The organism is Streptomyces sp. NPDC045846 (assembly GCF_056431605.1).
Genome location: NZ_JBWKKJ010000004.1, coordinates 223,672 through 237,978, shown reverse-complemented (window position 1 = coordinate 237,978; position 14,307 = coordinate 223,672). Strand labels below are relative to the sequence as shown.

General features: G+C 73.0%; 13 protein-coding genes. 11 read left to right on the top strand and 2 right to left on the bottom strand.

Going from position 1 to position 14,307, the window contains the following annotated elements:
- Nucleotides 1-22: 22 nt before the first annotated feature.
- The 11 genes from AC07F3_RS13315 (at nt 23) to AC07F3_RS13265 (ending at nt 11,765) form a co-directional block, all read left to right on the top strand.
- Entirely contained in the window at nt 23-853 is an 831-nt protein-coding gene (locus AC07F3_RS13315) for an SRPBCC domain-containing protein (protein WP_479113493.1), read from the top strand.
- 36 nt (nt 854-889) lie between these two features.
- Entirely contained in the window at nt 890-1,678 is a 789-nt protein-coding gene (locus AC07F3_RS13310) for an aldose epimerase family protein (protein WP_479113491.1), read from the top strand.
- Between the two features lie 23 nt (nt 1,679-1,701).
- Nucleotides 1,702-2,250: an orotate phosphoribosyltransferase gene (gene pyrE, locus AC07F3_RS13305; RefSeq protein ID WP_053726438.1), complete on the top strand. Its 549-nt coding sequence runs from the start codon at nt 1,702-1,704 to the stop codon at nt 2,248-2,250.
- A 234-nt stretch (nt 2,251-2,484) separates the two neighbouring features.
- On the top strand, nt 2,485-3,507 hold the full coding sequence (gene fbaA, locus AC07F3_RS13300) for a class II fructose-bisphosphate aldolase (RefSeq protein WP_114040713.1): 1,023 nt from the start codon (nt 2,485-2,487) through the stop codon (nt 3,505-3,507).
- Between the two features lie 90 nt (nt 3,508-3,597).
- Complete coding sequence (locus AC07F3_RS13295) at nt 3,598-4,746, top strand: MalY/PatB family protein (RefSeq protein WP_479113489.1); 1,149 nt, start codon at nt 3,598-3,600, stop codon at nt 4,744-4,746.
- A gap of 536 nt (nt 4,747-5,282) precedes the next feature.
- Nucleotides 5,283-6,740 (top strand): MFS transporter, encoded by a 1,458-nt coding sequence (locus tag AC07F3_RS13290; RefSeq protein WP_479114039.1) that lies wholly within the window; start codon nt 5,283-5,285, stop codon nt 6,738-6,740.
- Nucleotides 6,741-6,980: 240 nt separating this feature from the next.
- Nucleotides 6,981-7,394, top strand: a complete 414-nt coding sequence (locus tag AC07F3_RS13285) for a DUF3151 domain-containing protein (RefSeq protein ID WP_114040715.1) — start codon at nt 6,981-6,983, stop codon at nt 7,392-7,394.
- A gap of 299 nt (nt 7,395-7,693) precedes the next feature.
- Entirely contained in the window at nt 7,694-8,455 is a 762-nt protein-coding gene (locus tag AC07F3_RS13280; protein ID WP_479113487.1) for a DUF3152 domain-containing protein, read from the top strand.
- 102 nt (nt 8,456-8,557) lie between these two features.
- Nucleotides 8,558-9,418 carry a tryptophan 2,3-dioxygenase family protein gene (locus AC07F3_RS13275; RefSeq protein ID WP_479113485.1) on the top strand — a complete coding sequence of 287 codons (861 nt, stop codon included), beginning with the start codon at nt 8,558-8,560 and terminating at the stop codon, nt 9,416-9,418.
- Nucleotides 9,411-10,601 (top strand): kynureninase, encoded by a 1,191-nt coding sequence (gene kynU, locus AC07F3_RS13270; RefSeq protein ID WP_479113483.1) that lies wholly within the window; start codon nt 9,411-9,413, stop codon nt 10,599-10,601. The genes AC07F3_RS13275 and kynU overlap by 8 nt, the downstream gene beginning before the upstream one ends.
- Nucleotides 10,602-10,895: 294 nt before the next feature.
- Complete coding sequence (locus tag AC07F3_RS13265; protein WP_479113481.1) at nt 10,896-11,765, top strand: alpha/beta hydrolase family protein; 870 nt, start codon at nt 10,896-10,898, stop codon at nt 11,763-11,765.
- A gap of 765 nt (nt 11,766-12,530) precedes the next feature.
- Here AC07F3_RS13265 and AC07F3_RS13260 read toward each other — a convergent pair.
- Together AC07F3_RS13260 and AC07F3_RS13255 are read right to left on the bottom strand one after the other, a co-directional pair.
- Nucleotides 12,531-13,727: a GDSL-type esterase/lipase family protein gene (locus AC07F3_RS13260; RefSeq protein ID WP_479113479.1), complete on the bottom strand. Its 1,197-nt coding sequence runs from the start codon at nt 13,725-13,727 to the stop codon at nt 12,531-12,533.
- Complete coding sequence (locus AC07F3_RS13255; protein ID WP_479113477.1) at nt 13,724-14,296, bottom strand: TetR/AcrR family transcriptional regulator; 573 nt, start codon at nt 14,294-14,296, stop codon at nt 13,724-13,726. Before AC07F3_RS13255 ends, AC07F3_RS13260 begins: the two co-directional genes overlap by 4 nt.
- Between the last annotated feature and the right edge of the window lie 11 nt (nt 14,297-14,307).

The following is a 14,307-nucleotide window of genomic DNA, read 5'->3' as shown; positions in this document are numbered from 1 at the left end:
GCGCTGAGTAGGCTCGGTGGCTATGGAGCATGAGGTGTTCGTTCCGGTTGAGGCCCAGTCACTCCGGCAGACGCTGCGCGATCCCGGCCGGGTCGCGCGCTGTGTGCCGGGGCTCCAGCAGGATGCGGGCGAGCCGCCCATAGCGGGCCGGCTGAAGGTCCGCCTCGGCGGGAGCACCATCACCTACCGGGGCGCCCTGCGCATCACCGAGCAGGACGACGACGCGTTCGCCTTCGAGGGCGAGGGGGTCGAGGTCCGCGGCGCGGGCGCGGCCAAGCTCACCCTGACCGTACGGCTGGAACCGGCCTCCGGCGGCACCACCCTCGCCTTCGCGGGGACCGCCCTCGCGGAGGGCCGGGCCGCCGACGTACCGGCCGACGCGGCCCACGCCTCCGCCCTGCGCCTGCTCGACCGGTTCGCCGCCGCGCTGGCCCGGCCGGCCGACGGCGAGGAGAGCGCCGACACGGACCTCGCCGCCGACCCCGGGCCCGCTCGCGAGGCGGAGCTCGACCCCGAGCTCGACACGGACCTCAACACCGACCTCGACGCGGAGAGCCTCGCCTCCGTCTTCGACGCCGAGGTGCCGCCGCCGTCCCTGGACCGGCTCGCCGACGAGGAGTTCGCCATCGAGGTGGGCGAGCCCATGCCCGCCGAGGCCGCGCACGCCCGGCGCACCATGATCGGCCGCAGCGCCGAGGAGGTCGACCACGCACCGCCGCGCGGCCGGTACGCCCCGGTCCCCGCCCCCTCGGGCAGCACCGCCAGTGCCACGCTGCGCTGGGTCGCCCCGGCCGCGGCCCTCGCGCTGGCCTCCGCGGTCGTCGTCGGCCGCGCCCTCAGGCGACGGCGCTGACCCCACGGCCGGGGCCCACCGGCTAGGGTCGAAGGCGTGAGCAGTGACCAGATCAAATTGGGCGCCGGCGCCGCCGAACTGACCGTCGACGCGGGCAACGGCTGCCGCATCAGCAGCCTGCGGATCGACGGCACCGAGGTGCTGCGCCAGGGCGACAAGTACGGCTGCTTCCCGATGGTGCCGTGGTGCGGCCGCGTCGAGAACGGCCAGTTCCGCGATGGCGGCGTCAAGTACCAGCTGCCGCTCAACTCGCCCCCGCACGCCATCCACGGCACGGCCCGCGACCACGCGTGGAAGACCGCGCGGGTCTCCGGCACCGAGGCCGTGTTCACCTACGAGCTGGCCGAGCCCTGGCCGTTCACCGGCAGGGTCACCCAGATCTTCGAGCTGACCCCGGACGCGCTGACCGTGCGCATGGGCGTCGAGACGTACGAGAACTCCTTCCCGGCGCAGGTCGGCTGGCACCCCTGGTTCGTGCGGGAGCTCGACGGCAGCAAGGTCGAGCTCGCCTTCGACGCCGCGTGGCAGGAGGAGCGCGGCGCGGACCACCTGCCCACCGGACGGCGCATCGAGCCGCTGCCGGGTCCCTGGGACGACTGCTTCGGGATGCCCGACGGCGTGGACGTCACCCTCACCTGGCCCGGGCGGCTCGAACTGAAGGTGACCAGCCCCAGCGAGTGGGTCGTCGTCTACGACGAGCAGGACGAGGCCGTGTGCGTGGAGCCGCAGTCGGGCCCGCCCAACGGGCTCAACACACTGCCCCGCCTGGTCACCCCCATCGACCCGCTGGAGCTGACCACGACCTGGACCTGGCGCCGCCCGTAGAGCGGGCCCTTAAGCTCTTGGGTATGACTGACGTACGCGCTGACCTGCTCCAGCAGATCAAGGACAAGGCCGTGGTGCACGGCAAGGTGACCCTCTCCTCCGGGATCGAGGCCGACTACTACGTCGACCTGCGCCGGGTCACCCTTGACGGCGTCGCCGCGCCGCTGGTCGGCCAGGTGATGCTCGACGTCACCGCCGAGTTCGACTTCGACGCGGTCGGCGGTCTGACCATGGGTGCCGACCCGGTGGCCGGCGCGATGCTGCACGCGGCCGCCGCCCGCGGCCGCACCCTGGACGCCTTCGTCGTCCGCAAGGCCGCCAAGGCGCACGGCATGCAGCGCCAGGTCGAGGGCCCGGACATCAAGGGCCGCCGGGTCCTGGTCGTCGAGGACACCTCCACCACCGGCGGCTCGCCGCTCACCGCCGTCGAGGCGGTCCGCGCGGCGGGCGCCGAGGTCGTCGCCGTCGCCACGATCGTGGACCGGGCGACCGGTGCCGCCGAGAAGATCACCGAGGGCGCGGGCGTGCCGTACGTCTTCGCGTTCTCCTCGACGGAGCTGGGGCTCGCGTAAACCTCGCGCCCCGGGTCGGAAAGTCGTGACCTAGGTCCCGGGATATGGGCAGCCATCCCCTGACCTGCGCGTTCTTGAAGGGGCGGGCCGTTTCACGTGAAACGGCCCGCCCCTTGCGCATCCGCGGGGTGGAGCCGCGGCCAGAGTCTGGAAAGATGGGCCGCGACGATGACGTCGCCCCCAGGTCAGGGCCAGCACATATCGCACACCCCGCACATCACAAGGAGCGGACAGATGCCCATCGCAACCCCCGAGGTCTACAACGAGATGCTCGACCGGGCGAAGGCAGGCAAGTTCGCCTACCCGGCCATCAACGTGACCTCGACCCAGACCCTGCACGCTGCGCTGCGCGGCTTCGCGGAGGCCGAGAGCGACGGCATCATCCAGATCTCCACCGGTGGTGCGGAGTTCCTGGGTGGCCAGTACAACAAGGACATGGTCACGGGCGCGGTCGCCCTGGCCGAGTTCGCGCACGTCGTCGCCGCCAAGTACGACATCACGGTCGCGCTGCACACCGACCACTGCCCCAAGGACAAGCTGGACGGCTACGTCCGCCCGCTCCTGGAGGTGTCCGCCGAGCGCGTCGCCAAGGGTCTGAACCCGCTGTTCCAGTCCCACATGTGGGACGGCTCCGCCGAGACCCTCGCGGACAACCTGGCCATCGGCCAGGAGCTGCTCGCCAAGGCCGCCGCCGCGAAGATCATCCTTGAGGTCGAGATCACCCCGACCGGCGGCGAGGAGGACGGCGTCAGCCACGAGATCAACGACGAGCTGTACACGACGGTCGACGACGCGCTGCGCACCGCCGAGGCGCTCGGCCTGGGCGAGAAGGGCCGCTACCTGCTGGCCGCGTCCTTCGGCAACGTCCACGGCGTCTACAAGCCGGGCAACGTCGTGCTCCGCCCCGAGCTGCTCAAGGACCTCCAGGCGGGCGTCGGCGAGAAGTACGGCAAGGCCTCGCCGTTCGACTTCGTCTTCCACGGCGGCTCCGGCTCGACCGCCGAGGAGATCGCGACGGCCCTGGAGAACGGCGTCGTCAAGATGAACCTCGACACCGACACCCAGTACGCCTTCACCCGCCCGGTCGCGGACCACATGTTCCGCAACTACGACGGCGTCCTGAAGGTCGACGGCGAGGTCGGCAAGAAGTCCACCTACGACCCGCGCACGTGGGGCAAGCTGGCCGAGGCCGGCATGGCCAAGCGCGTGACCGAGGCGTGCGCGAACCTGCGCTCGACCGGTACGAAGCTGAAGTAGGCGCTGTTCGTACATCCGCTTACGCACGGCTCGGGCCCGGTGTCCCCTCGCGGGGGTGCCGGGCCCGAGCCATGTCCCGGGGAGGCCCGCATGACCACGTACGACTTCGACATACCCGTTGACCGGCGCGGCACCTGGAGCATCCAGTGGGACGGGGTGGCCGACCGGTTCGGGGCGCCCGGGCTGCTGCCCTTCACCATCTCCGACATGGACTTCCCCTCGCCGCCCGAGGTGCTCGCGGCGCTCCAGGAGCGGGTCGCGCACGGCGTGTTCGGCTACACCGACTGGCAGAACGAGGAGTTCCGCTCGGCGGTGCGCGACTGGTACCGCAGCCGGCACGACACCGAGATCGACACCGCGCGGCTGGTCTACGCGCCGTCCGTCCTCAACCAGCTCTCGCAGCTCCTGCGCATGTGGACCGAGCCGGGTGACGCGGTCGTCGTCCACACCCCTGTGTACGACGGCTTCCGCAAGGCCGTCGGCGGGCTCGGGCGCGAGCTGCGCGGCGTCCCGCTCGACGATCCGGCCGCGCTCGAAGCGGCGCTGGCGGGGCCGCGGAGCCGGGTGCTGCTCCTGTGCTCGCCGCACAACCCCACCGGCCGGGTGTGGACGGAGCGCGAACTCGCGCACTTCGCTTCGCTGGCCCAGCGGTACGGGGTCGCGGTGATCAGCGACGAGATCCACGCGGACTTCGTCCACGACGGCCACCGGCACCTGCCGTGGACGCGGTTCGGGCGGGGCCGCTGGGCGCTGATCACCTCCGGCACGAAGTCCTTCAACTTCCCCGCGCTGACGGGTTCGTACGGGCTGATCGGGGACGCGGCCGACCACGCGGAGTTCGTCCGCCGCATGGAGACCGGCGAGGGCCTCGGCTCGCCCGCGGTGCTGTCGTTGACCGCGCACATCGCGGCGTACCGGGAGGGTGCGGGGTGGCTGGACGCGCTCCGGGCGTACGTCGCCGGGAACCTGGAGCTGGTGGCCGCGCGCCTCAACTCGGCGTTCCCCGCGCTGAGTTGGGCTCCTCCGCAGGCCGGGTACCTCGCCTGGATCGACCTGCGGGCGCTGGGGGTGGACGAGGGGGCGTTGCAGCGGGAGCTGGTGGAGGTCGAGAAGGTGGCGATCATGCCGGGTGGGGTTTATGGGGCGCCGGGGTTCGTTCGGCTGAACGTGGGGTGTGCGCGGGGGAAGGTGGGGGTGGGGGTGGAGGCGTTGACGCGTGCGCTGGCGAGGCTGGGCTGACCTTTCCCCCCCCCGCCCTTGCCGCTCGCGGGGCCCCCTGCCGGGGGAGGGGGTTCTGGCGAAGTTCCCCGCGCCCCTTGGTCCCTTCGGCCGCGGACCGTGCTGGGTCGCTCGCGCAGTTCCCCGCGCCCCTTGGCGGCATGGTGCTGGCCAGCAGGGGCAACCTCAGCCTGTCCGGCGATTGAGGACGAGCGCCGTTCAGGCGCGATCGGGGTCTGGGGCGGAGCCCCGGGGCCTCTGCGGACCGTGCGGGGTTGCTGTCGCAGTTCCCCGCGCCCCTTGGCGGCATGGTGTTGGCCCGCATGGGCATCCTCAGCCTGTCCGGCGTTTGAGGACGAGCGCCGTTCAGGCGCGATCGGGGTCTGGGGCGGAGCCCCGGGGCCTCTGCGGACCGTGCCCGCTTCTCGAGCAGTTCCCCGCGCCCCTGGCAGGGCTGCACTTGACGGGGTGGCCATGCAGGCCGTCCGGCGGTGGGGGCCGGGGTTTCGGGGGTGGGTGGGGTGGGGGACAGTCGTGCTGTGGCGGACAACGTACGCATGGGCACCGGCCCCGGCCGCTGGGTGCTGCTCACCACCGTCCTCGGCTCGGGCATGGCCCTCCTCGACTCGACGGTCGTGAACGTCGCCCTGCCCCACATCGGCACGGACCTCGACACCGACATGGCCGTCCTCCAGTGGACCGTCAACGCCTACATGCTCACCCTGGCAGGGCTCATCCTGCTCGGTGGCGCCCTGGGCGACCGGTACGGCCGGCGGAAGGTGTTCGTCATCGGGGTGGTCTGGTTCGCCGCCGGGTCATTGCTGTGCGGGCTCGCCCCCGACGCCGGGGTGCTCATCGCCGCCCGCGCCCTCCAGGGCATCGGTGGCGCCCTGCTCACCCCCGGCTCCCTCGCCATCATCCAGGCGAGCTTCCACCCCGACGACAGGGCCCGCGCGGTCGGCGTGTGGTCCGGGCTCGGCGGGGTCGGGGCCGCCGTGGGCCCGTTCCTGGGCGGCTGGCTGGTGGACGGCCCCGGCTGGCGCTGGGTGTTCCTGATCAACGTGCCGCTGGCCGCGCTCTGCGTACCGGTGGCCCTGCGCCACGTACCGGAATCGCGGGATCCGCGCACGCACACGGGCCGGTTCGACGTACTGGGCGCGGCCCTCGGGGCGCTGACCCTCGCGCTGGTGACGTACGCGCTGATCGAGGCGCCGGGGCAGGGCTCGTCGGGGCTGGTGGTGGGGGCCGGGGTCGCGGGACTCGGCCTCGGCGCGGCCTTCGTACGGCGCGAGCGGCGGCTGGCCGACCCCATGCTGCCGCCGGACATCTTCCGCTCGCGGATCTTCACCGCGGTCAACGCGGTGACGGTGTGCGTGTACGCGGCGTTCGGCGGGTTCTTCTTCCTCGCGGCCCTCCAGCTCCAGGTCGTCGCCGGGTACTCGGCGCTCGGCGCGGGCGCGGCGCTGCTGCCGACGACGGTGCTGATGCTGCTGCTTTCGGCGCGTTCGGGGGAGCTGGGGCAGCGGCTCGGGCCGCGCGTGCCGCTCACCGTCGGGCCGCTGCTGTGCGCGGCGGGGATGCTGCTGATGCTGCGCGCCGGGGAGCACGCGTCGTACGTACGCGACGTCCTGCCCGCGCTGATCGTGCTCGGGCTCGGCATGGTCACCCTGGTGGCGCCGCTCACCGCGACGGTGCTCGGCTCGGTCGACGAGGGGCGGGCGGGGCTGGCCAGCGGCATCAACAACGCGGCCGCGCGGGCCGCCGGTCTGATCGCGGTGGCGGCGTTGCCGCTGGCTGCGGGGATGGGGCCGGAGGCGTACCGGTCGGCGGCGGAGTTCGGGGCGACGTTCCGGCGGGCCATGCCGATGTGTGCGGGGGCGTTGGTGCTGGCCTCGGTGGTGGCCTTTCTGGCCGTGCGGCGGTCGGTGGGGCCGGGGGTTGTGCCGGCGTGTCGGATGCAGTGTGGGGTCTCTGGGCCGGCCCTGGAGCCCGACCACGGCGACCCCTCGCCGTGACCCCCCTGGGGCTCCGCCCCCGGCCCCCCATGGACACCCGTTTCGATCCGCGGACCGTGCGGGGTTGCTCGCGCAGTTCCCCGCGCCCCTGTAGGTGGGCCAGCATGGGCATCTTCAGCCCGTCCGGCGTTTGAGGACGAGCGCCGTTCAGGCGTGATCGGGGGCTGGGGGCGGAGCCCCGGGAACGCTCTTCGCCCCCGGAGGGTCTCGGGGAGGGGCGGGGTGGGGGAAACTGGCCGCATGTCCATTCACGAGAACCTGCTCGGGGGCCCCGCCCCGACCCTGCTGCCCGACGACCCGGAGCCGCGCGAACTGCTGGCCACCGGCACCGCCCCCGCGGACGTCGCCGCGAAGTACCCCACCTCCTCCCTCGCCTGGGCACAACTCGCCGACGACGCCTTCGACGCCGGCCGCACCGTCGAGTCGTACGCCTACGCCCGTACCGGATACCACCGCGGCCTGGACTCGCTGCGCCGTGCCGGGTGGAAGGGACACGGCCCGGTGCCGTGGGAGCACGAGCCCAACCGCGGCTTCCTGCGCGCCCTGCACGCCCTCGCGCGCGCCGCGCAGGCGATCGGTGAGGCCGCCGAGTACGAGCGCTGCACCACCTTCCTGCGGGACTCCTCGCCGCTCGCCGCCGACACCCTGGGCTGATCCACTTCGGTCCGATCGGGAACGCCCGGGCCGTTCGCGCCATCTGTATGGCTGGAACGGACGGCCCGGGCAACCTGCGGAGCGGCACCATCGCACGCGCCCGGCCGCATGGACAGGCTGGCGCGGAGGCCCCACTCCTCTTCCCCCCAACTCCAGCCGGGATCAATGGAGTTGACGTCTTGGGCAAGCGAGGCGCCCGCAGTGCGATCGGTCATGGCCGCAGACGGTCGGGGGAGGGAACCCCGGCGCGGACGCCGGGGCGGGAGGGCCGCGGACGGGCCCGCCGGGCGCGCACACGCGTGCTGCTCGTCGTCGGGTGTCTGCTCGGCGCCACCCTGGTCGGCGGGGTCGCGCTCGCCCGGTGGCCCGGCGGCGCCCACGAGCCCGTCGTGGAACCCGGCAACGTCGGCGCGAGCCCCATGGAGGACCGCGCCCCGCTGCCCCTGGACCCGTCGTCCGGCAGACCGGCGCCCACCACGAGCCCGAAGACGGCCATCCCCCTGTCCGGCCCCGGCACCTTCACCACCGCCCAGACCTCCGGCGAGGTCGTCGGCACCGGTGGCCCGCTGCGCCGCTACGAGGTGCAGGTCGAGGACGGCGTGGACCTGTCCGCCAAGCAGGCCGCCCTCGACGTCCAGACGATCCTGGCCGACCCGCGCAGCTGGGCCGCGCACGGCAAGGGCCGCTTCCAGCTCGTCTCCGGCGGCGCCGACGTCGTCATCAAGATCGCCACACCGAAGACCACCGACCGGCTCTGCGCCGTCAACGGTGACACCGGCGGCGAGCTGAACTGCGAGGTCACGGGCGGTGTCATCGTCAACCTCAAGCGCTGGGTGACCGGTTCGCCGCAGTACGACGGCCCGCCCGCCGAGTACCGGCACCTGATCATCAACCACGAGATAGGCCACATGATCGGCTACCACGCGCACATGGCCTGCCCGGGCCCCGGAAAACCCGCCCCCGTGATGCAGCAGCAGATCAAGGGCCTGAACGGGTGCAGGTCCAACGCCTGGCCCTACACCGCGGACGGGACCTTCGTCTCAGGCCCCTCGGTGCCCTGACGCAGCGCACGCGACCGTGCTTATGATGCCGGTGGGGACCGGGGCTCCGATGCCGACCAAGGAAGGGGCGGACCGCTACCCGGACACATCGAGGAGACAGCGATGTCATCAAAGATGTCCGATCCGGTCGTGCCGCCCGAGCAGGGCGACGAGCCGGAGACCCCGAATCTGGACTTCGAGGGCACGACACCGTACGAGGACTACGTCCAGGCGGACGTCCTCACCCACCTCCAGCACCTGCGCTCCGACGACCCGGGCGAGATGGTCTTCCTGGTCACCACCCAGGTCATGGAGCTGTGGTTCACCGTCATCGTGCACGAGTGGGAGACCGCGTCGCGGGCGCTGCGCGAGGACCGGGTGCAGGTCGCCGTCGACGCCCTGAAGCGTTCGGTGCGCGAGCTGGAGGCGCTGAACGCCTCGTGGACGCCGCTGGCGCAGCTGACCCCGGCGCAGTTCAACTCCTACCGGTCCGCGCTCGGCGAGGGCTCCGGGTTCCAGTCGGCGATGTACCGGCGGATGGAGTTCCTGCTGGGCGACAAGTCGGCGTCGATGCTGGTGCCGCACCGGGGCGCGCCGCGCGTGCACGCCGAGCTGGAGAAGGCGCTCGGCGAACCGAGTCTGTACGACGAGGTCCTCGCGCTGCTCGCGCGGCGCGGGTACGCGGTGCCGCCCGCCGTCCTCCAGCGGGACCTGACCCGCAAGTACGAGCCGAGCGCCGAGGTCGAGGCCGTCTGGGCCGAGCTGTACGCGGGCGACCAGAACGGCGAACTGGTGCGCCTGGGCGAGGCGTTGACCGATGTCGGCGAGCTGGTGTGGCGCTGGCGCAACGACCACCTCGTGGCGACCCGGCGGGCCATGGGCGCCAAGTCCGGCACCGGCGGCTCGGCCGGGGTGGCCTGGCTGGAGAAGCGGGCCACCAAGAGCGTCTTCCCCGAGCTGTGGACGGCGCGCAGCCATGTCTGAGGCACTGGCCAAGAAGGCCGCGGCGCTGGACGCCGCTGACGAACTCGCCCGCCACCGCGACCTGTTCGCCCTCGACGACGGTGTGGTCTACCTCGACGGCAACTCGCTCGGAGCGCTGCCCCGGCACGTTCCGGCCCGTATGCAGGACGTCATTGCCCGCGAGTGGGGGCAGCTGCGCATCCGCTCCTGGGAGGAGAGCGGCTGGTGGACGGCGCCGGAACGCGTCGGCGACCGGATCGCCCCGCTGGTCGGCGCGCCCGCGGGCAGCGTCGTGGTCGGCGACTCGACGAGCGTGAACGTCTTCAAGGCGCTGGTCGGCGCGGTCCGTCTCGCCGCGGACGACCGCGACGAGATCCTGGTCGACGCCTCCACGTTCCCCACCGACGGGTACGTCGCCGAGTCCGCGGCGCGCATGACGGGCCGCGGGATCCGGGCGCTGGCTCCCGCCGACATCCCGGCCGCGCTCGGCCCGCGCACGGCGGTGGTTCTGGTCAACCACGTGGACTACCGCACGGGCCGCCTCAACGACCTGCCGGGGATCACGCGGGCGATCCAGGCGGCCGGGGCGCTGGCGGTCTGGGACCTGTGCCACAGCGCGGGCGCGCTGCCGGTCGGCCTGGCCGCGCACCGGGTCGACTTCGCGGTGGGCTGCACGTACAAGTACCTGAACGGCGGCCCTGGTTCACCGGCGTACCTGTACGTGCGCGACGACCACCAGCCCCGCTTCGACACCCCGCTGCCCGGCTGGAACTCGCACGAGGACCCCTTCGGGATGCGGCCGCGCTACGTGCCGGGCGAGGGTGCGGTACGGGGCCGGGTCGGCACCCCCGACATCCTGTCCATGCTGGCCCTGGAGTCGGCGCTCGACGTGTGGGACGGCGTCTCCGTCGAGGCGGTCCGTGCCAAGTCCCTCGCCCTGACGGACTTCTTCCTGGAGTGCGTCGAGGCGCACGTCCCGGCCGGGCGGGTGGCGTCGGTGACCCCGGCCGCCCACGCGGAACGCGGCAGCCAGGTGTCCCTGAGCTGCGAGGGAGCGGGCGAGGTGATGCGCGACCTCACCGCGCGCGGCGTGGTCGGCGACTTCCGCCGCCCCGACGTCCTGCGCTTCGGCTTCACCCCGCTGTACGTGGGCTTCGCGGACGCCGAGCGCGCGGCGCGGGAGCTGGCGTCCCTGCTCGGCTGAGCCGCACCGCCCCCGGGTGCCCCGGAGGCCCTGAGTTTGAGTCGCCCCCGCCCCCGGGTGGGTGTCCCGGACGCCCTGCGTTTGAGCCGCCCCGCCGCCGCGTGGGTGCCCCGGAGGTCCTGGGTTTCGGGTCGCTCTGCGGTACGTGGGTTTCGCGGATGCCGGGCGGGCGGTGGGGGAGCCGGCGGTGCTGCTCGGCTGAGCCGCACCGCCCCGGGTGGGTGTCCCGGAGGCCCTGGTAGCGTCCGGGGCTACCCGGGTGATCAACCGGCGTGGCCTGGCGAAAGGTTGGGAATGACGGACCCCGCAGAGCGTGACGCGGCCGAAGAGGCGTCCGCCTTCTCCCATCCCGCCGTCGCCCCGGACAGCAGTGCCGCGTACGGCGACCACCCGGACCAGGTGATCGACTTCTACGCCCCGCGCGACGGCCGCGCGGGCGCCCCCCTCGTGGTGCTGCTGCACGGCGGTGCCTGGCGCGCCCCGTACGACCGCGTACACCTCTCCCCGTTCGCGGACTTCCTGGCCCGGCGCGGGTTCGCCGTGGCCAACGTCGAGTACCGGCGCGGGAGTCTGCTGCCGCAGCAGGGCGGCGAGGGTCCGGTGGCGGGGCGCTGGCCGGACACCTTCGACGACGTGGCGGCGGCCCTGGACGCGCTGCCCTCCCTCGTACGGGACGCCGTCCCGCAGGCCGACCCGCGCCGCACCGTGCTGGCCGGTCACTCGGCGGGCGGCCACCTCGCCCTGTGGGCGTCCGCCCGTCACGTCCTGCCCGAGGGCTCCCCGTGGCGCACCCCCGCCCCCGCGGCCCTGCGCGGCGTTGTGGCCCTGGCCCCGATCGCCGACTTCGCGAAGGCGATCGAGCTGGAGGTCTGCTCCGGGGCTACGCTCCAACTCCTCGGCGGGCTGGCCGAGTTGCCGAACCGGGCCCCCCACGCCGACCCGGCCGCCCTGCTACCCACCGGCATCGCGACGACCGTGGTGCAGGGCCGTGAGGACGTCGTCGTACCGCAGGCGGTGGCGGAGGCGTACGTTGACGCGGCGGCGAAGGCGGGCGAAACGGTGGGGCTGACTCTTCTGGAGGAGGTGGGCCACTTTCCTCTGATCGACCCGGCGGCGGATGCGAGCGCGGTGGCCGCAGAGGAAATCGCCCAACTCGCCTATTGAGCGGCGCTCCATCCCAGCCCCGTTCGCGCCTCGAGAGCGCTCGTCCTCAATCGCCGGACGGGCTGAGGCTGCTCATGCGGGCCAGCACCATGCCGCCAAGGGGCGCGGGGAACTGCGCGAGCAACCCCGCACGGTCCGCAGAGGCCCTGGGGCTCTGCCCCAGACCCCGGTTCGCGCCTGAACGGCGCTCGTCCTCAAACGCCGGACGGGCTGAGGTTGCCGATGCGGGCCGGCACCGTACCGCTAGGGGGCGTGGGGGAGGCATGCCCGCGTGGGCACCCCGTCAGGTGCAGCCTTGTTAGGGGCGCGGGGAACTGCGCGGGTGACCCAGCACGGTCCGCAGGGCCCTGGGGCTCTGCCCCAGACCCCGGTTCGCGCCTGAACGGCGCTCGTCCTCAAACGCCGGACGGGCTGAGGATGCCGATGCGGGTCGGCACCGTACCGCTAGGGGCGTTGGGGAGGTATGCCCGCGTGGGCACCCCGTCAGGTGCAGCCTTGTTAGGGGCGCGGGGAACTGCGCGGGTGACCCAGCACGGTCCGCAGAGGCACTGGGGCTCTGCCCCAGACCCCGTTCGCGCTTGAACGGCGCTCGTCCTCAAACGCCGGACGGGCTGAGGTTGCCCCTGCTGGCCAGCACTGACCCTGCTAGGGGCGCGGGGAACTGCGCGAAAGGCCCCCACCGGCCCGCAGGTGAAACCCGCTCAACCCGAGCCCCGCTCAACCCGAGCCCCGCTCATGCCGACCCCCGCTCATGCCGAGCCCCGCTCAAACCCTTGGCACCCCCAACAACCCACCCCCAAACGCAAGTTGGGCAAACCGAGCCCCCACAAGCCGATGCGTGGCCGCATCGGGATGCAGCTCGTCCGGCAACGGCAGCCGCCCCACGTCATCCACCCCGTACAACTCCCGCCCATCCAGATACCGCAGGTTGGGGTCGGAAGCAGCCCGCCGAGACACGATCGCGGCCAGCTCGGACCGGATCACGCGGAGCGTGAGGCGCCCGGGGTCTGCCGGATCCCCCGCCGCCCGGAACCGCAGCCGCCCCGCGGCGAGCTCGGTGAGGTCCGGGAGGCTGGGTCCCGGCGTCTCCTCGTGGATGGGGCACAGCAGGGGCGACACGACCAGCAGGGGCACATCGGGATGCCCTTCCCGGATCGTGTCGAGGAACCCGTGCACCGCCGGCCCGAACGCCCGCAGCCGCATCAGATCGGTGTTGACCAGATTGATGCCGATCTTGACGCTGATCAGATCGGCAGGCGTGTCCCGCATCGTGCGCGCGGTGAACGGGTCGAGCAGCGCGCTCCCGCCGAAGCCGAGGTTGACCAGTTCGACGCCGCCGAGCGACGCGGCGAGGGCGGGCCACGTGGTGGTGGGGCTCGCCGCGTCGGAGCCGTGGCTGATCGAACTGCCGTGGTGCAGCCACATCTTGCGGCCCCGGTCGGACGCGGGTTCGACGGGCGCGTCGGTGCGCAGCGCCACGAGCTCGGTGGTCTCGTTGTACGGCAGCCAGATCTCGACGTCCTTGGCGGCGGGGGACAACCCGTCGAAGCGCAGGGTGCCGGGCTCGCCCGGCCGGTGCTCGGCGGTTCCGGCGGCCATGTCGACGGTGAGGGTGTGCCCGCCGGACACGCTGCCCTGACCGGTCAGGCGGCCGTCGACGAGCAGGTCGTACAGGCCGTCCGGCCGGGCCGGGGCGCCGACGTACACCCGCTTGGTGGGCAGCGTGTCCAGCTCGATGGCGGTGGCCCGGGTGCGGAAGGCGAGGCGCACGCCGGAGGGCTGGGACTCGGCCATGGCGAGCTGCGCATCCGCCCCCTGGGCGAGAGCCCAGGCAGGCAGCCGATGCGGCAGCACGCCGCGCTCGGTCTGCTCCAACTCGATGACGCCACGCAGGAGTTGAGCGGTGAGGGGCGTAGTGATCCAGCCCCGTACGGGCTCGGCGTCGCGTACAGGCTCGGTCATGATGCCACCGGCCAGTTCCGCAGCAGGGTGTCGAGGGCGTCCAGGGCGCGGGTCCAGCTCTCCTCGGGCTCCGGGGCGCTGTGGCTGAAGCCGCCCGCCGACTCCAGGTCGACGAAGCCGTGGAAGACGCTGCCCAGGAGCCGGACGGCGTGGGTCTGGTCCGGTTCGGTCAGCGAGTAGCCGCGCAGGATGGCCCGCATCATCAGGGAGTGGCGGAAGGCGGCGCTGTCCGCCGCGGTGTCGGGGTCGAGCCGGAACCGGGTCGCGGCGTAGCGGCCGGGATGCTCGCGGGCGTAGTCGCGGCAGACGTTCGCGAAGCCCGCGAGCGCGTCCTTTCCGGCCCGCCCGGCCACGGCGTCGGCGGCCAGGTCGGCGAGTTCCTCCAGGGCCAGCAGGGCGATCCGGGTCTTGAGGTCCTGGGCGTTCTTGATGTGCGAGTACAGGCTCGCGACCTTCACGTCGAACCGCCGGGCGAGTGCCGACGGGGTCACCTGGTCGAAGCCGATCTCGTCGGCGAGTTCCGCACCCGCCCGGACCAGGCGTTCGGTGGTCAGTCCTGCGCGCACCATGCTCGTCATCC

Excerpts from the sequence above, each read along its gene's own strand:
- AC07F3_RS13275 (WP_479113485.1), top strand. The coding sequence starts at position 8,558 with ATGTCATCAAAGATGTCCGATCCGGTCGTGCCGCCCGAGCAGGGCGAC.
- fbaA (WP_114040713.1), top strand. The coding sequence starts at position 2,485 with ATGCCCATCGCAACCCCCGAGGTCTACAACGAGATGCTCGACCGGGCG.
- AC07F3_RS13285 (WP_114040715.1), top strand. The coding sequence starts at position 6,981 with ATGTCCATTCACGAGAACCTGCTCGGGGGCCCCGCCCCGACCCTGCTG.
- AC07F3_RS13265 (WP_479113481.1), top strand. The coding sequence starts at position 10,896 with ATGACGGACCCCGCAGAGCGTGACGCGGCCGAAGAGGCGTCCGCCTTC.
- kynU (WP_479113483.1), top strand. The coding sequence starts at position 9,411 with ATGTCTGAGGCACTGGCCAAGAAGGCCGCGGCGCTGGACGCCGCTGAC.
- AC07F3_RS13255 (WP_479113477.1), bottom strand. The coding sequence starts at position 14,296 with ATGGTGCGCGCAGGACTGACCACCGAACGCCTGGTCCGGGCGGGTGCG.
- pyrE (WP_053726438.1), top strand. The coding sequence starts at position 1,702 with ATGACTGACGTACGCGCTGACCTGCTCCAGCAGATCAAGGACAAGGCC.
- AC07F3_RS13260 (WP_479113479.1), bottom strand. The coding sequence starts at position 13,727 with ATGACCGAGCCTGTACGCGACGCCGAGCCCGTACGGGGCTGGATCACT.
- AC07F3_RS13295 (WP_479113489.1), top strand. The coding sequence starts at position 3,598 with ATGACCACGTACGACTTCGACATACCCGTTGACCGGCGCGGCACCTGG.
- AC07F3_RS13315 (WP_479113493.1), top strand. The coding sequence starts at position 23 with ATGGAGCATGAGGTGTTCGTTCCGGTTGAGGCCCAGTCACTCCGGCAG.
- AC07F3_RS13290 (WP_479114039.1), top strand. The coding sequence starts at position 5,283 with ATGGGCACCGGCCCCGGCCGCTGGGTGCTGCTCACCACCGTCCTCGGC.